Annotated in this window: 13 protein-coding genes; 2 read left to right on the forward strand and 11 right to left on the reverse strand. The window is 73.8% G+C overall.

The window, feature by feature from the left end; genetic code table 11:
- Window positions 1-33: 33 nt before the first annotated feature.
- The 4 genes from GR130_RS30715 to GR130_RS30730 form a co-directional block, all read right to left on the reverse strand.
- Entirely contained in the window at window positions 34-1818 is a 1785-nt protein-coding gene (locus GR130_RS30715) for an IucA/IucC family protein (RefSeq protein WP_159507715.1), read from the reverse strand.
- 105 nt (window positions 1819-1923) lie between these two features.
- Window positions 1924-2622 carry a GNAT family N-acetyltransferase gene (locus GR130_RS30720; RefSeq protein WP_159507716.1) on the reverse strand — a complete coding sequence of 233 codons (699 nt, stop codon included), beginning with the start codon at window positions 2620-2622 and terminating at the stop codon, window positions 1924-1926.
- Between the two features lie 37 nt (window positions 2623-2659).
- The gene (locus GR130_RS30725; RefSeq protein ID WP_201305052.1) at window positions 2660-4702 is read right to left on the reverse strand and encodes an IucA/IucC family protein; all 2043 of its coding nucleotides are present in this window, start codon (window positions 4700-4702) and stop codon (window positions 2660-2662) included.
- The gene (locus tag GR130_RS30730; RefSeq protein ID WP_159507717.1) at window positions 4699-6093 is read right to left on the reverse strand and encodes a diaminobutyrate--2-oxoglutarate transaminase family protein; all 1395 of its coding nucleotides are present in this window, start codon (window positions 6091-6093) and stop codon (window positions 4699-4701) included. The genes GR130_RS30725 and GR130_RS30730 overlap by 4 nt, the downstream gene beginning before the upstream one ends.
- A gap of 283 nt (window positions 6094-6376) precedes the next feature.
- On the opposite strand from GR130_RS30730, the gene GR130_RS30735 reads away from it, so the two are divergent.
- Window positions 6377-7564, forward strand: a complete 1188-nt coding sequence (locus GR130_RS30735; RefSeq protein ID WP_201305053.1) for a trypsin-like serine peptidase — start codon at window positions 6377-6379, stop codon at window positions 7562-7564.
- 126 nt (window positions 7565-7690) lie between these two features.
- Here the strand turns inward: GR130_RS30735 and hflX are convergent, their stop codons facing one another.
- From hflX to miaA, 6 genes are all read right to left on the reverse strand, one after another.
- Window positions 7691-9178 carry a GTPase HflX gene (hflX, locus tag GR130_RS30740; protein ID WP_159507718.1) on the reverse strand — a complete coding sequence of 496 codons (1488 nt, stop codon included), beginning with the start codon at window positions 9176-9178 and terminating at the stop codon, window positions 7691-7693.
- 174 nt (window positions 9179-9352) lie between these two features.
- A complete protein-coding gene (locus GR130_RS30745; protein ID WP_159507719.1) occupies window positions 9353-10981 on the reverse strand; it encodes a M1 family metallopeptidase in 1629 nt (542 codons plus the stop codon).
- 118 nt (window positions 10982-11099) lie between these two features.
- A complete protein-coding gene (locus GR130_RS30750) occupies window positions 11100-13295 on the reverse strand; it encodes a RelA/SpoT family protein (protein ID WP_159507720.1) in 2196 nt (731 codons plus the stop codon).
- 347 nt (window positions 13296-13642) lie between these two features.
- On the reverse strand, window positions 13643-14521 hold the full coding sequence (dapF, locus tag GR130_RS30755; RefSeq protein ID WP_159507721.1) for a diaminopimelate epimerase: 879 nt from the start codon (window positions 14519-14521) through the stop codon (window positions 13643-13645).
- A 367-nt stretch (window positions 14522-14888) separates the two neighbouring features.
- Window positions 14889-15410, reverse strand: a complete 522-nt coding sequence (locus GR130_RS30760) for a hypothetical protein (RefSeq protein ID WP_159510327.1) — start codon at window positions 15408-15410, stop codon at window positions 14889-14891.
- Window positions 15411-15518: 108 nt separating this feature from the next.
- Window positions 15519-16457 carry a tRNA (adenosine(37)-N6)-dimethylallyltransferase MiaA gene (gene miaA / locus GR130_RS30765; protein ID WP_159507722.1) on the reverse strand — a complete coding sequence of 313 codons (939 nt, stop codon included), beginning with the start codon at window positions 16455-16457 and terminating at the stop codon, window positions 15519-15521.
- Between the two features lie 182 nt (window positions 16458-16639).
- On the opposite strand from miaA, the gene GR130_RS30770 reads away from it, so the two are divergent.
- Window positions 16640-17005 (forward strand): hypothetical protein, encoded by a 366-nt coding sequence (locus GR130_RS30770; protein WP_236573693.1) that lies wholly within the window; start codon window positions 16640-16642, stop codon window positions 17003-17005.
- A 121-nt stretch (window positions 17006-17126) separates the two neighbouring features.
- On the opposite strand, the gene GR130_RS30775 is transcribed toward GR130_RS30770, so the two are convergent.
- Window positions 17127-17837, reverse strand: a complete 711-nt coding sequence (locus GR130_RS30775) for a class III extradiol dioxygenase subunit B-like domain-containing protein (protein ID WP_159507724.1) — start codon at window positions 17835-17837, stop codon at window positions 17127-17129.

Raw genomic sequence — 17837 nt, forward strand, 5'->3', positions numbered from 1 at the left:
CAGCCTACGCGGGACCACTGACAGCGGGGTCGGTCACGGGACGTGCAGGGGGTTCGGGACGGTGCCGTGCACGGCGGCGTGCGGGCGGTCGCGGCGGTCGCGGTAACCGTCGACGTGCAGCCGGTTGCGGTTCAGGCAGAGCCGCTCGATCTCCGGGGTGAGCAGGTCGAAGGTCTCCTGCCGTTCCTTGAGGTGCGGGAAGCGCTCGTGGTGGCGCAGGATCTCCGCCCGCACGAGTGACCAGAACTCGTCCTCGGGCACGCCGAGTTGCTCCTCGCACAGCGGCGCCAGATAGCGGAAGACGCCGACGAAGAGTCCCGAGTGGATGAACTGGGTGAGGAATGCGGGCGGTTCGGTCAGCAGGACCGCCCGGACGTCGTCCGGCATGGCGTCGTGCTCGGGCAGCGGCTGGGCGCTGGTGTTGACGTCGTCGACGAAGTCCTTCATGGCCAGGCGGGTGGGGATGTCGTGCTCGTCGAAGACGACGATGGCGTTCTCGCCGTGCGGGGAGAAGACCGTGCCGTACTGGTAGAGGAAGTGCAGCAGGGGCGGCAGCAGCGCGGCGAAGAGGTGGGCCAGCCAGGCGCGGGCGGGCAGTCCGGAGCGGTGCACCAGCTCGGTGGTCAGGGCGCGTCCGGCGGGGTCGGTCTGGAGCAGGGAGGCCAGGGTGCGGGCCCGTTCACCCGGGTCGAGGCAGCGGCTGACGGGCTCCCGCCAGATGCAGCCGAGCAGTTCCTTGAACTGGTAGGGGACGCCGGGCAGCCGGTCGTAGAGGGGGTGCTCGACGGTGACCGAGGCGGTCTCGCCGAGCAGGATCACCCGGGTCTCGTCACGCAGATACGTATCGCCGTCGCGCAGGCCGTGGACCCAGCGGGTGACCGCCGGGGCGGCGAGGGTGCGCTCGGTGGGCAGGCCGCGCCAGACCAGGGTGTTGAGGATGGACAGCGGCAGCTTGACCGTGCGCGCCCCGGGGCGGCTGACGTTGAGGAAGGTGCGGATCGACTGCTGCGGCAGCCGGAGGTCGTTGTCGGTGGGCAGCGCGATGATGGATCTGTCGGCGAGCTGCGGGGCGAAGAGCGGGGCGATGGTCTCGTCCCACTGCCAGGGGTGGACGGGGAGGTAGAGGTAGTCGGCGGGGTCCTGGCCGGCGTCGGTGATGGTGCGGGCGAAGGCGCGGTGGGTGGCGGGGGACAGTTCGTCGCTGTAGAGGCGGTCGGGGGTGGCGAGAGCGGGGACGCCGCGGTAGTGGGCGATGCGGTGGTGGGCGGCGAGCCAGGGAAGCCGCTGGGGGCTGCGGGCCTCGGGGGCCCAGGTCTCCGCGTCGGTGGCGGAGAAGCCGAGCCGCCCCTTGTTGGCGACGAGCCAGGGGTGGCCGGTCTGGTGTCCTTCGAGGTCGGCGTAGTCCAGGTCGGCGAGCTGGGCGGCGGTCAGGGCGGTGGCGTCCAGGCGGGTGTCGGCGGCGAGGGTGGCGGTCAGCTCGCGGATGAGGTGGCCGGTGGTGTCGCCGGACAGGCCCAGGACGGTGTCGTGGGCGTGGGTGAGGAAGCGGAAGGGATCGGTGTCGGGGGTGATCGAGTGGGGGTCGACGCGCCAGTGCCCGTAGGAGCCTCTGCGGGCGGTGAAGCGGTACGTGAGGTCGTTGCCGACGGGCAGGCGGTAGCGCGGGGTGCCGTCGGGGGCGGTGCCGTCGGGCTCGGGGGTGAGGATTTCCTCGTAGGCGAATTCCGCGAGGGTCTTGGCGAAGAGGCGGCGGGCGGCGCGCTGCCAGGCGCGGTGCGACGGCTGGGACGCGGGGAACGCAGGGAACGCAGGAGACAATGTGGGACTCCTCGATGCGGGACCGGCCCGGCACGTGCGGGGGACAACCGGGGCGGCGGGGTGGATGGCGGACCGGATCGGGGCCGTCGACGGACGGCCCCGGGGTCAGAGCAGGTGGCGCAGGGCGCGGTCGCGGATCATCAGCGCCGCGCGTTTCTCCGGGAGTTCGATCTCCTCCGCGTAGCGGAACCCCGCGCTCAGGAAGGCCGCGACGGAGGCGGTGTTGCGCAGGTCGGGTTCGGCGATGACGCGGTCGCATCGGGGGCGTTGGTCGAGGACGAGGTCGGCGGTGGCCCGCAGCAGCATCGTGCCCAGGCCGTGGCCCCGGTCGCCGGCGCCGCCGATGAGCAGGTGCACTCCGGTGTCGTGCGGCCGGGCCCCGTAGTGGCGGGCGACGCGGTCCAGGTCGGCGCGGTAGATCTCCCAGTAGCTCATCGGGACGCCGTCCAGCACTCCCAGGCAGGGCACGCTGCGCCCGTCGCCGTCCAGCTGGGCGCGCAGATGGGCGGCGGTGGTCTCCGGCGGGCCGGCCAGTTCCCAGAACGCGGCGACGGCGGGATCGTTCATCCAGCCGGTGATCCGGTCCAGGTCGCACTCCGGCCGGACGGGGACGAGGGCGAACGGTCCGGCGGGGGTGTCGGCCGCCGGCCAGCCCGCCAGGTTGTCCAGCAGGGGGCCGGCGGCGGGGGTGCCGTCAGCGGGCGGGCGGTCCGCGTCGGCGGGCAGCGCGCCGGGTTCGGGCGGGATCCGGAGGCCGAGGATGTGGTCCGAGGCGGCGTGGAGGTCGGAATCGGTCGGTGGCACGGTGTCGCTCTCCTCTGATGGCTGGGGACCGCGTCATCTAGGCCGCGAGCGGGTTGGGCAGGGTGACGTAGACGGACTGGGTGTCGACGGGGCCGACGAGCTCGTCCAGGCCGTGCAGCCGGGTGGCGAGGTTGGCCTTGCAGCGCAGGGTGCGGGCCTCCAGCAGCTGCTCCGGCAGGGGCGAGCGGTGGGCGCGGGGAGCCGCGGCGGCGTCGGCGAGGAAGCGCCGGAAGGCGGCGATCAGGATCTCCTCGCGGATCAGGCGGGCGGCGCCGAAGGCCCCGATGAGACCGAGGACGTTGTTGATGCCGAGGTAGTAGGCGAAGCGCTCGTCGGTGACGTCGTCGGCGACGAAGGTGTCGCTGGTGGCACCGATGCCGGGCAGCCGCCGCTCCAGTTCGGCGCGGCGGGAGGTGCGGAAGTAGTAGCCCTGGTTGTCGCGGTAGCGGCCGCCGGCCGGCCAGCCGTCGCGGTCCAGCAGGACGAGGGTGTTCTGCTGGTGGGCCTCCAGGGCGATGCCGGCCGTGCCGTCGAGCCAGAGGACGGGGCGGACGACCGCTTCGAGGTAGCGCAGGAACCACTCCGTGGCCACCGCCCCGGCGGGCCGCCCGGTGCGCGCGCTCAGTGCGCTGACCAGGCTTTCGAGGCGGGAGCGCATCTCGCCGTGTCCGGGCCAGGGCCGCGGCGAGGTGAGCCCGGCGATGCAGACCGCGTCGTCGGTGGTGGCGAAGGGGTTGTGGCGGATGACGACGTCCAGGCCCTGGACGGGCGCTCCGTCGGGGCCGTCGACGGCGAGGTAGGCCGGGTCGCGGACGATGTCGAATCCGGGAGCGCTCGGGAAGGCGGCCTGCCACTGCTCGCCGAGGCCGGTGCGCAGCAGACGATGGACCTCGACGCCGCGCTCCAGTTCCTTGCGGAGGTTCTCCCGGCGGGAGTTGGTGATGCGCAGCCCGAGGGAGAGCTTGAGCATGGCGGGCGCGCCGGGCCGGTAGACCGTGCGCACGGAGGAGGTGGGGTGCCAGGGCGCGCCGTGCGGGCCGAGGTCGTGCAGCAGTCCGGCGTCGCGCAGCGCGGCGGTTTCCGGGCGGGCGGCGAGGTCCCGCGCCTGCCAGGGGTGCAGCGGCAGCGGCACGGTGTCGTCGGGGAGCACGAGCCCGTCGCCGGCCAGGTCGGCGGCGAGCTGGCCGGCCGGTACGGTCTTGCCGCGTTCGGTCCAGGCGGAGTCGGCGGCGACGGCGGAGCGGTGGACGGCCATCCAGTGGAGCGGGAAGGCGCCGCGGAGTTCGGGCGAATAGGCGCGGGTCTCGGCGTCGGTGAGGCCCTCGCGGCTCTTGGGGGTGGGGTGCAGCGGGTGGCCGAGCAGCAGTGACTGCTCGCCTTCGAGGAAGCCGGAGTCCTGCTCGCCGGCGGGGTGGGCGCGCCGGTCGGCGATGAACACGGCGGTGGTGCGTACGGAGTTGGCGACCCGGCCGACGAGTTCGGCGCCGTCGCCGTCCGGTGCCTGCGGCGCGTCGTCCGCCGCCGGGGGCTCGTCGCCGTCCGCGACCCGGTGCTCGCCGCCGTCCGAGGCCCGGCGGTCGCCGCCGTGTACGGCTTCGCGGCGCAGCAGCGCGGCGAGGGTGACTGCGTCCAGGGGGGCGGAGCCGGGCGGGGTGCCTTCGAGGGTGGGCGCGCCCAGGCGGTGCCAGCCGGTGGGCGACCAGTAGCGGACGGGGATGTGCAGGGCGGTGGCGCTGGCGTGCAGCGGGAGGCGCAGCCGGCCGCCGGCCGGACGGGGGGTGCCGTTCTCGCGGAGCCAGCAGCGCAGCAGGTTCTCGATGCCCGCGGCGTCGGCGGCGACCGCCGCGTCGGGGTGGTCGAGGGGCTCGGCGTCGGGGTGCCGGGCCGTGTCGTGGGGGCCGGGGGCGCCGTAGGCGGCCGGGGGCCGGTCGCGGCCTTCCGGGGTCTGCTGGTGGCAGGTGTCGTCGCCGGGCCGCCGCTGCTGCCGCGGTACGGACGGCTCGATCAGCCCCGGGCCGGGGTGGTGGGCGGGGAGTCGTTCGGCGGCCTGGGTCCCGTCGGGGCCGGGGCGTTCGTTCATGCGGAGGTGCCTCGCAGGGTGGTGGGGGACGAGCCCAGGGGCCCGGGGGTGGTGCGGACCGCCGCCGTGATGGCGTCGGCGAGGCGGTCGAGGATCGCGTCCGCCTGTTCGTCGGTGATGGTCAGGGGTGGCAGCAGCCGGACGACGGCGGAGTGCCGGCCGCCCAGTTCGACGATCAGGCCGCGGTCCAGGCACGCCCGCTGGACGGCGGCGGCGAGCACCGGGTCGGCGGGCCGGGCGCCGTGGGCGTCGGTGTCGGCGGCCCGGTCGACCAGTTCGACGCCGAGCATCAGCCCGCGCCCGCGGACGTCGCCGATGCAGTCGTGCGCGGCGGCGAGTCCGCCGAGCCGGGCGAGCATCCGGGCGCCGAGTTCGGCGGCGCGCCGGTCGAGGCCGTTACGGCGGACGTAGGCGAGGGTGGCGGTGCCGGCGGCCATGGCGAGTTGGTTGCCGCGGAAGGTGCCGGCGTGGGCGCCGGGCCGCCAGGCGTCCAGTTCCTCGCGGTAGACGATCACCGCGAGCGGGAGGCTGCCGCCGATCGCCTTGGACAGCACGAGGACGTCGGGGACGATGCCGCTCTGCTCGACGGCCCAGAAGGTGCCGGTGCGGCCGACGCCGGTCTGCACCTCGTCGACGATCAGCGGGATGTCCCGGGCGGCGGTGATCTCCCGCATCCGGCGCAACCAGTTCAGCGGCGCCGGGATCACCCCGCCTTCGCCCTGGACCGGTTCGAGGATCAGGCCCGCGGGCCGCGGCACCCCGCTCTTGTGGTCGTCGAGCAGGTTCTCCGTCCAGCGGGCGGAGAGTTCGGCGCCGCGCTCGCCGCCGGTCCCGAACGGGCAGCGGTAGTCGTACGGGTAGGGCAGCCGGGTCACGACGGTGTGCCGGGCTCCCCCGGAGGCGGCGAGGGCGTCCGACGTCATGCCGTGGTAGGCGCCGGAGAAGGCCATCAGGCCGCTGCGCCCGGTCGCGGTGCGGACGAGGGTGAAGGCGGCCTCGACGGCGTCCGTACCGGCCGGGCCGCAGAACTGGATACGCCCCTTTTCGGACAACTCCCCGGGCAGGGTGGCGAACAGCTCGGTCGTGAAAGCGTCCTTGACGGGCGTGGCCAGGTCGAGGACGTGCAGCGGCGCCCCGGAGTCGAGGACCGTGCGGATCGCTTCGAGCACCACCGGGTGGTTGTGGCCCAGCGCGAGGGTGCCGGCTCCGGAGAGGCAGTCGAGATAGCGCCGGCCGTCGGCGCCCTCGATGGTCAGCCCGCGGGCGCGCACCGGGACGATGGGCAGCGAGCGCGCGTACGTACGGGCAGCGGACTCACGCAGGGACTGCCGTCGCAGGATCCCTTCGTGGGCCGGCGGTGCGCCCGCCGGCACGGTTTCGGTCAACGCCACGGCAGTTGTGTCCTCCTGCTGGTGAACTGTTGGATTCCGCGCGGGCGCTGCGGGCAGCCCGGCCGTCCCCCGTACGTACCAACGACGGCACCGGCGGGGGAACACGGCCGCCGGCAAGATCCTTGACGGCCGGGAACCGGGGACCCGGGTACCGCCGTCCCCCTCGACACCGGCATAGTGGGGGGTTGCACCCGGATCTTGGGGTTCATGACAAGGACCCGTGACGGTGCGCACCACACGAGCCGCTCCGGCTCAGCCCGATTCACTCAGGGGGAACTGACCCATGCGATCGATACGTCGGCCAGTGCTGGCCGCCGCCGCCCTCACCGCCGTAGTGGCGCTGACCGCGACCGGCTGCGGGCCGTCGGGCGACAACGCGGACGCCAAGCCGAGCCAGTCCGCCCAGGACACCACGGGCGGGGGTGAGATCAAGATCCCCAAGGACCTCCAGGACAAGCTCAAGCAGCACGGCATCAACCTGGACAAGTGGAAGAACGGGGAGTGGAAGAACTGGGACAAGGACAAGTGGCTCCGCGAGGCGGGGCAGTTCATCAACCCGGTCATCAAGGGCTTCTGGAACCCGGACAAGATCGACCACGTCAAGCCGCCCCAGGACCCGAGCAAGCCGTCGGACATCGCCGAGGACCAGGGCAAGACCGACCCGGAGCCGGCCGCGGTCACCGCGCAGCCCGTCAAGACGCCGTACACCTCCACCGCGCCGGGTGTCGGCCTGCTGGTGTTCAGCACCCCCGAGGGTGAGTCCCGCTGCTCCGCCACCGTCGTCAAGGACCCGGCGCACCCCGGCAAGTCCAACCTCGTGTGGACCGCCGCGCACTGTGTGCACGCCGGCAAGAACGGCGGCTGGTACCGCAACGTGATGTTCGTGCCGAACTTCAACCGGACCGGCAAGCCGGTCACCCAGATGAAGACCACGCCCTTCGAGGACCGGGTCCCGGCGGGCAAGTGGTGGGCGGACGACATGGCCACGTCCCAGGAGTGGATCAAGGACGGCGGCGCCGTGCCGGGCGTCCCGATGGCCCCGTACGACTTCGCGCTGATGCATGTGAAGCCGGAGGAGGGCACCGGCGGCAAGTCGCTGGAGGAGATGGCCGGCGGTGCGTACCAGGTCGACTTCAACGCCCCGGCGATCGGCAAGATCCCGAGCCTGACCGCGCAGGGCTACCCGGCCGAGGCGCCGTTCGACGGTGCGGTGCAGGAGTCGTGCACCGACAAGCCGACCCGTCTGTCGCTGGACGCCAAGAAGCCGACCATGTACCGGATCGGCTGCACCATGACCGGCGGTTCCTCCGGCGGTCCGTGGTTCGTCAAGGGCCCGGACGGCAAGCCGGTGCTGGTCTCCAACATGTCGATGGGGCCGCGCCCGGCCCGCTGGTCGGCGGGTCCGCACCTGGGCCCCGAGGCCAAGTCGATCTTCGACGCGATGAGCAAGAAGTGGGCGAGCCAGAGCTAGGGACGTGAGACGGGTGGTGCCGGTGTCCGGCACCACCCGCCGCGCACCGCCCACGGCAGGCATGACGAAGGCCCGCCCCCGGGGAACCGGGGGCGGGCCTTCGCCGTACGGACTCCGTGCGGGCCGCTAGGCGGCCGGGACGAACGGGCGGAACTCGGCGGCCAGTTCCTCGTGCACCCGCGCCTTGAGGACCGTGCCGTCGGCGGTGTGCTCCTCGGAGATGACCTCGCCCTCGGCGTGCGCCCGCGAGACCAGGGCGCCCTGGGTGTAGGGCACCAGCACCTCGATCTCGACCTGGGGACGCGGGAGTTCCTCGTCGAGGAGGGTCAGCAGCTCCGTCAGGCCCTGGCCCGTACGGGCCGAGACCACGATGGCGCGCTTCTCCTGGCGCAGCAGCCGCTGGAGCACCAACGGATCTGCCGCGTCGGCCTTGTTGACGACCACGATCTCGGGCACGTTCGTCGCGCCCACGTCGCGGATCACCTCGCGCACCGCCGCCAGCTGCTCCTCCGGCACCGGATGGGAGCCGTCGACCACATGGAGGATCAGGTCGGAGTCGCCGACCTCCTCCATCGTGGAGCGGAACGCCTCGACGAGGTGGTGCGGCAGATGCCGGACGAAGCCGACGGTGTCGGCGAGGGTGTACAGCCGCCCGCTGGGGGTCTCGGCCCGCCGGACGGTCGGGTCCAGGGTGGCGAACAGGGCGTTCTCCACCAGGACTCCGGCGCCGGTGAGGCGGTTGAGCAGCGAGGACTTGCCGGCGTTGGTGTAGCCGGCGATGGCGACCGAGGGGACCTTGTTGCGCCGGCGCTCCTGGCGCTTGATGTCGCGGCCGGTCTTCATCTCCGCGATCTCCCGGCGCATCTTCGCCATCTTCTCGCGGATCCGCCGCCGGTCCGTCTCGATCTTGGTCTCACCGGGACCGCGGGTGGCCATACCGCCGCCCGCCGAACCGGAGCCACCGCCACCCATCTGCCGGGACAGCGACTGGCCCCAGCCGCGGAGCCTGGGGAGCATGTACTGCATCTGCGCCAGCGAGACCTGCGCCTTGCCCTCCCGGGACTTGGCGTGCTGGGCGAAGATGTCGAGGATCAGGGCGGTCCGGTCGACCACCTTGACCTTGACGACGTCCTCCAGGTGGATCAGCTGGCCCGGGGAGAGCTCACCGTCGCACACCACGGTGTCCGCGCCGGATTCGAGCACGATGTCGCGCAGCTCCAGCGCCTTGCCGGAGCCGATGTACGTCGCCGGGTCCGGCTTGTCGCGACGCTGGACCACGCCGTCGAGCACCAGGGCGCCGGCGGTCTCGGCCAGCGCCGCCAGCTCGGCGAGGGAGTTCTCCGCGTCCTGCACCGTCCCGGACGTCCAGACGCCGACGAGCACCACGCGCTCCAGGCGCAGCTGCCGGTACTCGACCTCGGTGACGTCTTCGAGCTCGGTGGACAGGCCGGCCACGCGGCGCAGTGCCGCGCGCTCGGAGCGGTCGTACTGGTCGCCGTCGCGCTCCCCGTCGATCTCGTGGCTCCAGGCGACGTCCTCTTCCATCAGGGCGTCGGCCCGAAGGCTCTCGGGGAGGCGCTGCCGGTCCTGCGGAAGGGAAGAAGAGGAGGTCATTTGATCCTTTGCGTCGTTGGGAAGCCCTCGGGGGACCGGCCGGTCCCCCCTGGGACTGTCGCTGGTGACAACGTCCGGGCCGCCCCGGAGATTCCCGGGCGCCCGTCCGCGTCGACCCGTTGATGGTCGCACGCCCGCGGAGGGGCGTCACGCGGGTTTTCCGGTGATGTCCCGCTACGGGGCCGCGTGCCGTCCGGGCAGCGGCCACCCGGGATGCAGGGCGGCCCGGCCCGACACCCGCGCCTTCCGGCCGCCGGCGCTCCCGGCCGCCCGGGGCTTCCAGTCGGGGTGGCCGGGCATCGCCGGGGTCTTGGTGCCGTACAGCCATTCCCAGAAGAAGCCGGAGAGGTTGTGGCCGTAGATCTGCGAGGCCAGGTTGATGAAGTCGGCGGTGCCGGCCACCCCGTCGCGGTGCTTCTGCACCCAGGCCCGTTCAAGGCGGTCGAAGCCCTGCGTTCCCAGCTTGTGACGCAGCGCGTACAGGACCAGGGCGCTGCCGTCGTAGATCACCGGCCGGAAGATGCTGATCTTCTGGCCGTGGTCGGGGAGCTTGGGCAGGGCGGGCGGGCCGCCTTCGGCGCGCCAGCCGTCCGAGTTCTCGTACGCGTGGCGCATCCGTGTCTCCATGGAGGCGCGGCTGTCGCCCTTCTCCTGGGCGTAGAGCATCTCGTACCAGGTCGCGTGCGCCTCGTTGAGCCAGACGTCGGACCACCGGCGGGGGCTGACGCTGTCGCCGAACCACTGGTGGGACAGCTCGTGCACCATCACCGACTCGACGTACCAGTCGGGCAGCTGAACCATGGTGAACAGGCGCTTCTCGAAGAGCGAGAGGGTCTGGGTCTCCAGCTCGAAACCGGTGCTGGCGTCCGCCGTCAGCACCCCGTAGGTCTCGAACGGGAAGCGTCCGACCTTGTTCTCCATCCAGGCCACCTGGCCCGGCGTCTTGGCGAGCCAGCGCGCCAGGAGGGGCCGGTCGACGGCCGGGACCACATCGCGGATCGGCAGCCCGTGCGGTCCGTGCTGCGTGAGCACGGCGGACCGCCCGATGGAGATCTGCGCCAGCTCGGTGGCCATGGGGTGGGAGGTGCGGTACGTCCAGGTGCGGCGCGGCCCGCGGGTGGCCTGCCCCACCGGCAGCCCGTTGGCGACCACCACCAGCCCCTGGGGCGCGGTGATGTGGAAGGTGAAGTACGCCTTGTCGGAGGGGTGGTCGTTGCAGGGGAAGACCCGGTGCGCGGCGTCGGCCTGATTGGCCATCGCCAGCCCGTCCTTGGTGCGGATCCAGCCGCCGTCGCCCGCGCCGACCGGATTGCTGGTGTGGTGGACGACGATGCGCAGCTTCTGCCCCGGGGAGATGTGGGCGGCCGGGGTGAGCACCAGGTGCTCGCCCTCCTGCTGGTGCCTGGCGGGCGCCCCGTCGATCTCCGCGGAGCGGACGGCGCCGCGCGCGAAGTCGAGGCTGAGCCGGTCGAGGTTGCCGGTGGAGCGGGCGTTGATCACGGTGACCGCTTCCAGCGGCCGGTCGCTGCGGCCGGAGTAGTTCATCGACACGTCGTAGGACGTGACGTGGTAGCCGGTGTTGCCGAGCGTCGGGAAGAGGCGGTCGCCGAGGCCCAGTGGCACGACCGGCGGCTCTGCCGCGGCGAGCGTGGCGGCGATCGCGAGGCCGAGGGCCGCGGCCCGGCGCGGGATCCGGCCGGGTACGGCGTGGAAGCGGCGCCGTGCGGGCGCGGAGTGGTCGGTAGCGGGGCGGGCGGCGGGCCCGTCGGACCCGCCGGACGGGCGGCGCAAGGGAAGGGACATGGGTTACCGCTATCAGCGCGGCCCGCTCCCCTGTTGACGGCGCGGCAGGACGGCACCCGAACGAGCGGCCTGAAGGCGTCCGGCTTGCGCCGGTCTGCCGGATCTGCCCCTCGGTCCGTCAGGGCCGCATCGCGGCGGCGGGGCGGGGCCGGCCCGCCCGCAACACGTCGAACACGCCGGGCACTTGGCGCATCGCCCGCATCAGGGAGGGCAGCCCGGCGGCGTTGGGCAGGTGGAGCGTGTACGTGTGCCGCACCAGTTGTTCGTGCGGGGGCTCGACCGCGGCCGACACCACGGCGGCGCCCTGGGCGGCGATCGCCTCGGTGAGGTCGGCCAGCAGGTGCGGCCTGCTGAACGCCTCCGCCAGGAGGGTCACCCGGCAGCCGTGGCCGCCCTTCCCGGCGCCCCGCCAGCGCACCCCGACCGGCTGCCGGCCCATCGCCGCCATCCGCGCCACGGCGGGACACAGCGCGCGGTGGACCGTGACCGTGCCGCCGCGGACCGCGAACCCGGTGACGGTGTCCGGCGGCACCGGGGTGCAGCAGCCGGCCAGCCGGACCGCGGCCCCGGGCAGGTCCGCCACCGCGAGCCCGGAGGCGGCGGCCTGCCGGTCCGGTCCGGTGGGGCGGTACCCCGGGGCCCTGCGCCGTTCGCCGCCCTGACCGGCGGGGGCGGCGGGCGGCTCGCCACCGCCCGGGGGACGGGCCAGCCAACGGGCGATGGCGAGCCGGGCGGCGGGCGTCCGGGCGTGGTCGAGCCACTCGGGCGAGGGGCCGGCGGCGGAGTCCGGGGCCATCAGCAGGTGCAGGCTGTCGCCGTCGTGCAGGACGGTGCCGAGGGTGGCGAGCCGCCCGTTGACCCGGGCGCCGATGCAGCAGTGCGCCGCCTCGCCGTGGCGGGCGTACGCCGCGTCCACGCAGCTCGCGCCGGCCGGCAGGCCGATCGCGCCGCCGGCGGGGCCCGCGGAGCCGTCCGGCGCCCCGTCCGCGGGCGCGCCGGTGCAGAAGACGGTGATCTCCCGGTCCTGGGCGAGGTCGTCGCGCAGCGAGGTCCAGAAGGTGTCCGGGTCAGGGGTGGTGCGCTGCCACTCCAGCAGCCGGTCGAGCCATCCGGGGCGGGTGGGGTCGGCCCGCTCGCCCTCGGGGGCGTCCGCGCCGTCCGTGGGCGCGTACGGATTGCCCAGCGCGATCACCCCGGCCTCCGCCACCCGGTGCATCTGGTGCGTGCGGATCAGGGTCTCGGCGATCTCGCCGGCCTCGCCGCTCACGGCGGTGTGCAGCGACTGGTAGAGGTTGAACTTGGGGGCGGCGATGAAGTCCTTGAACTCGGAGACGACCGGCGTGAAGCAGGTGTGCAGCTCACCGAGGACGGCGTAGCAGTCGGCGTCCTCCGCCACCAGCACCAGCAGCCGTCCCAGATCCGCGCCGGTCAGCTGCCCGCGCGCCAGCAGGACGCGGTGCACGGAGACGAAGTGCCGTGGCCGGACCAGGACTTCGGCCTCGATCCCGGCGTCGGCCAGGATCGTACGGGTCCGCCCGGCGATCGCGGCGAGCGGATCGGGCCGCCCGGCGTACGACCGGACCAGCTGCCGGGTCGTGACGTACTCCTCCGGGTGCAGGATCGCGAAGACCAGGTCCTCCAGCTCGGTCTTCAGCGCCTGGACGCCGAGGCGTTCGGCGAGCGGGATCAGGACGTCACGGGTCACCTTGGCGATCCGGGCCTGTTTCTCGGGCCGCATCACGCCGAGCGTGCGCATGTTGTGCAGCCGGTCGGCGAGCTTGATGGACATCACCCGCACGTCGTTGCCGGTCGCCACCAGCATCTTGCGGAAGGTCTCCGGCTCGGCCGCGGCGCCGTAGTCGACCTTCTCCAGCTTGGTGACGCCGTCGACCAGATAGCAGACCTCCGCGCCGAACTCCGCCCGTACCTGATCGAGCGTCACTTCCGTGTCCTCGACGGTGTCGTGGAGCAGGGAGGCGGTCAACGCGGTGGTCTCCGCGCCCAGTTCGGCGAGGATCAGGGTCACCGCGAGGGGGTGGGTGATGTACGGCTCGCCGCTCTTGCGCAGCTGCCCGCGGTGCGAGGACTCGGCGAGCTGGTACGCCTTGCTGAGGATGTCCAGGTCGGCGTCGGGGTGGTGGCGGCGGTGGACCTTGGCGACGTGCTCCAGGGCGTCCGGGAGGCCGTCGCGGGTGGTCGGGCCGAGCAGCGCGGCGCGCCCGATACGGCGCAGCCCCCGCAGCGCCGGCCGGGGGCGTCCGCGCTTGCGGCCCGCTGCTTCAGGGTTACCAGGGTTCGTGGCCTCTGCGCTCATGGGCACCTCCGGCAGCGTCGACCGGCGGTGGGACGCCGTCAGTTCTGGCGCCTGGGCCGGTGCTTGATGCTACCGAGCCCATCACGCAGCGCTGTCCGGCTCTCGCTCAGCGTGAACCGGATCACCCATTCGAGCGAATTTCCCGGCCAGAACCGTTTCTGCCCTGAAAAGGCGAGTCACGAAGCGGGACACGGGACATGCGGGCCAGATGGCGGAGGGCCCCGGCGGCCGGGCGTGGCGCGTCCGCCGCGACGTGCTGCCGGCCGCCGACCGGCACTCCGTACGGAGCGGGACCCCGTACGGGGCAACTGCCGCCCGTCGGACGGAAAGCGGGCCGCTTCCCGCCCTCAGGCGCCGAGCGCGCCCGTCAGCCACTCCGGCTCGAAGCTGCCCTCGGCGACGATCACGGCCGGGCCGGTCATCTCGACCGTGCCGTCCGGCAGCTCGGTGATCGTCAGGCTGCCGCCGAGCACATCGACGGTGTACGTGACGGGCGTGCCGGTCTCGGCCGGGTCCACGCCGTCGCGGCGGGCGGTGGCCACCGCCACCGCGCAGGCGCCGGTGCCGCACGAGCGGGTCTCGCCGGAGCCTCGCTCGTGCACCCGCATCGCCACATGGCGCGGGCCGCGGTCGACGACGAACTCGATGTTCACACCGTCCGGATACACCGCTGCCGGGCTGAACGGCGGCGTGGTGTACAGGTCGCCGGCGTGCGCCAGGTCCTCGACGAACGCGACGGCGTGCGGATTGCCCATGCCGACGTTGCGGGCCGGCCAGCTGCGCCCGCCGAGCGTGACCACCACACCGTCCTCGGGCAGCTCGGCCCGGCCCATGGCGACGGTGACGTCGCCGGACTTGGCCAGATGGACCCGGCGCACCCCGGCGCGGGTCGCGATCGCGAGGTCGCCGGCCTCGACCAGCCCCGCGTGCAGCAGGTACCGGGCGAAGACCCGGACGCCGTTGCCGCACATCTCCGCGATCGAACCGTCGCCGTTGCGGTAGTCCATGAACCACTCGGCCTCGCCGGCCTGCGCCCGCGCCTCCGGGTGGACGGCGGATCGCACGACGCGCAGCAGCCCGTCGCCGCCGACACCGGCCCGCCGGTCGCAGATCCGGGCGACGGCCGCCGCGGACAGATCGAGCCGACCGTCCGGATCCGGGACGATCACGAAGTCGTTCTCGGTGCCGTGGCCCTTGAGGAAGGCGATGCGCTGCGTGCTGGTCACCCTTGAATCCTACGGGTCGCAAACCGGCCCGGCGCCACGGGGCCGAGGCCGCCCGCCGGACAGGCCAGGGCGGAGCCGTGGCGGCCTGTGGGGAAGCTTCCCGCCTGCTTGTCCCCTACTTGCGCGTTCCGCGCGTCGCGCTTCGCGCTCTGGACCCGCCCACCCCCCGAAGGGGGGTGGGCGGCGGGGAAAAGCACAGGCCAGAGCTGCGGGTGGGCGGCGGGAAGGACGACAAAGGAGGACAGCGGACTGGCGGAAAGACAGGCAGAGCAGCGGGAAGACAGCCGCACCGCTCGGAAGACAGCCGGACGCCCGGGACGGGAGGGAAGACGGACAAGCCGGTCCGGAGACAGCCGGAGGGCGGAGTTCAGCGCAGCCGGGCCACGCGCCAGATGGCCAGGGCGGCGAGGACGGCGACCACCGCGGCGTAGAGGAGGACCACGCGCCAGCTGGCGCGGCGGCCGGAGCCGCGGGCCGGGAGGCCGGGCCAGGTGTAGCCGACGCGGCGGGCGGCCATCATGCCCCAGCCGGCGGCGCAGCAGCAGAGCAGCAGGCCGAGCATAGCGATCACCGCGCCGCCGTCGCCGCCGAACTCGAAGGCGAGCGGGAAGGCGAACATCAGCGACCCGACGGCGGCGAGGCCGACGATCGGGGCGAGCTGCCACAGCCGCAGCCGACGGGGCGGGCGCAGGTCGCGGAAGGACTCGCCGCCCTCGGGAGGTGCGTCGTGGTCGGCGTCGGGGCCGTCCGAGGCGTCCAGGGTGGCCGTGGGGCCGTCATGGGGCCCGGGGATGATGTCGTGCGTCTCCGGGCCGTCGTGGCGCGGCGGTGCCGCCTCGGTGCCGTTACGGTCCGGCTGCTGGGCTCTGTTGCGAGGGCCGGCCTCCATTGCCACGCGCCCTCCCCACTACAGATTGCACGCCTCGATCGAAGGTTGATGATGACACGCCCTCAGGGGGCCGGATAACGGCCGGAGCGTCCCGATGCCATGACGTGATCAGGCTGTGACCGGTCGTTCGAGCAACTCCAGCGCGAGCCCGGGGAGGTCGGCCCGGCGGTCGGCGGCCCCGCTGAGCCAGTGGACCCGGGGGTCCCGGCGGAACCACGAGTCCTGACGGCGCGCGAATCGCTTGGTGGCGCGCACCGTCTCGTCCCGCGCCTCCTGCTCGGTACACTCCCCCGCCAGCTGGGCGAGCACCTGCTGGTAGCCGAGCGCCCGGGAGGCCGTCAGGCCCTCGCGCAGCCCCGCGGCCTCCAGGCGGCGCACCTCGTCGACCAGGCCCGCCTCCCACATGCGGTCCACCCGGCGCGCGATCCGCTCGTCGAGTTCGGGCCGCTCGACGTCGACGCCGATCTGCACGGTGTCGTAGACGGATTCGTGACCGGGGAGGTTGGCGGTGAAGGGGCGGCCGGTGATCTCGATGACCTCCAGGGCGCGCACGATGCGGCGGCCGTTGCCGGGCAGGATCGCGTGGGCGGCCTCGGGATCGGCGGCGGCCAGCCGGGTGTGCAGGGCGCCGCTGCCCAGTTCGGCCAGTTCGGCCTCCAGGCGGGCGCGGACGGCGGGGTCGGTGCCGGGGAATTCCAGGGCGTCGAGGGCGCCGCGTACGTACAGGCCGGAGCCGCCCACGAGGACCGGGGTGCGGCCCTCGGCGAGCAGCCGGTCGATCTCGGCGCGGGCCAGCCGCTGGTACTCGGCGACGTTGGCCGCGCGGGTGACGTCCCAGATGTCGAGGAGGTGGTGCGGGACGCCCTGCCGCTCCTCCGGTGTGAGCTTGGCGGTGCCGATGTCCATGCCACGGTAGAGCTGCATCGAGTCGGCGTTGATCACCTCGCCGCCCAGGTGCCGGGCGAGCGCGACGCCCAGATCGGACTTTCCGGCCGCGGTGGGGCCGACGACGGCGATGACCCGAGGAGTGGGGACGACGGTGTTCACCCCGTCAGTCTCGCAAACCTCACGCCCCCATCTCGAACGAGCGACGTGACGGGGCACGGACGGCGTCGTTGCCTGTTGCGAGATCCCGAACGCCGGTGCGCTGCCGGCGCCCGTCGGGCGGTGCAAGAGGACGCTCCGGGCGACGAAGGGATTTCGCCCACATGAGGAGCGTAGGAGCAGTTATGGGCGTGTTTTCGCGGTTCCGTCGGCGTAAGGCCGAGGCGGCGATGGAGGAGAGTGCCGCAGCGGCGGTGACGGCGGAGTCGGAGCCGCAGTCGGCGTCGGAGGCGCAGCCGGGGACCGAGGCGCAGCCGGAGGACGGTGCGCAGCCGGAGGACGGTGCGCAGGCGGACGCGGGGCAGGCCGAGGCCGGTACGGACGCCACGGCAGCGGAACCGGAGGACGCCGAGCAGACCGCGGCCGAGGCGCCGCAGGCGGCTCCGGAGGAGTCCGGCGACGCGGACGGCGACGCTGCGGCTGAGGGCGCCGGGATTCCGCGGCAGCAGTCCGCGGGAGCGGCGGCGGACAGCGAGGGCGCGCGCAAGTAGGCGCACGACTGCCGGATGCCGGTCGCAACGGCCGCGGGGCGAGCAAGCCGCCTCGCGGCCGTTGCGCTGCGCCGGTGCCCCGGCGGGGTGCGAACGCGTACGGGGGCTGCCGTGCCGCCGGTTACGTCCAGGCCGCCGCGACGTAGCCGACGCCGTACGGGGCCTCCTCGCGCAGCAGCCGGCCGCCCAGGCCGGCGCCCTCGGCCGCGCCCGCCAGGACCTGCCAGCAGGACCGCCCGGAGACCAGGAGGTCCGCGGCGAGGTCTTCGTCGAGGGCGCTCAGTGCGGCGAGATCGGCGGTTCCGAGGGCGCGGGCCGTCGCGGCATCGAAGTCCGCGGCCCGCTCGTCGAAGTAGCCGGGCGCCTTGAGCGACCGGCGGGCGCTGCCGTCGCCCATCACCAGCAGTGCCAACCGAGGCGCGGACGCGGCGAGTTCGCGCCCCAGCGCCCGGCAGCGGTCGCCGGCGAGCGACTCCGTCACGCCCAGCCCGTCGACGGGCGCGTCGGCCCAGTCCGTTCGGGACAGCAGCCAGGCGCCGATGGACAGCGACGGCGGCAGGTCCCGTTCGGGCGCCGGTCCGGCGGCGCCGAGCCGTACGTGCAGGTCCACCCCGAAGCCGCGGAAGGAGCCGGTGGCGCCTTGCGGGTGCGTGCCCCGGCCCGCCTCGTCGGTGGGGCCGAGGACGACCAGGCGGTCCGGGCGGGCCGCGGCGAGCACGCCGACCGCGTCCAGGCACGCGGCCCGCAACGCCGCCAGCTCAGGGGCGGCGCCGGCGGCGACCTCCGGGACGAGCAGCGGCGGGCAGGGGCACAGGGCGGCGGCAACGAGCAT

This window comes from Streptomyces sp. GS7 (assembly GCF_009834125.1).
GTDB lineage: Bacteria > Actinomycetota > Actinomycetes > Streptomycetales > Streptomycetaceae > Streptomyces.

Coding starts and splice junctions, on each gene's coding strand:
- hflX (WP_159507718.1), bottom strand. CDS start 9,178: ATGACCTCCTCTTCTTCCCTTCCGCAGGACCGGCAGCGCCTCCCCGAG.
- GR130_RS30735 (WP_201305053.1), top strand. CDS start 6,377: ATGCGATCGATACGTCGGCCAGTGCTGGCCGCCGCCGCCCTCACCGCC.
- GR130_RS30725 (WP_201305052.1), bottom strand. CDS start 4,702: ATGAACGAACGCCCCGGCCCCGACGGGACCCAGGCCGCCGAACGACTC.
- GR130_RS30775 (WP_159507724.1), bottom strand. CDS start 17,837: ATGCTCGTTGCCGCCGCCCTGTGCCCCTGCCCGCCGCTGCTCGTCCCG.
- GR130_RS30770 (WP_236573693.1), top strand. CDS start 16,640: ATGGGCGTGTTTTCGCGGTTCCGTCGGCGTAAGGCCGAGGCGGCGATG.
- GR130_RS30750 (WP_159507720.1), bottom strand. CDS start 13,295: ATGAGCGCAGAGGCCACGAACCCTGGTAACCCTGAAGCAGCGGGCCGC.
- GR130_RS30745 (WP_159507719.1), bottom strand. CDS start 10,981: ATGTCCCTTCCCTTGCGCCGCCCGTCCGGCGGGTCCGACGGGCCCGCC.
- GR130_RS30760 (WP_159510327.1), bottom strand. CDS start 15,410: ATGGAGGCCGGCCCTCGCAACAGAGCCCAGCAGCCGGACCGTAACGGC.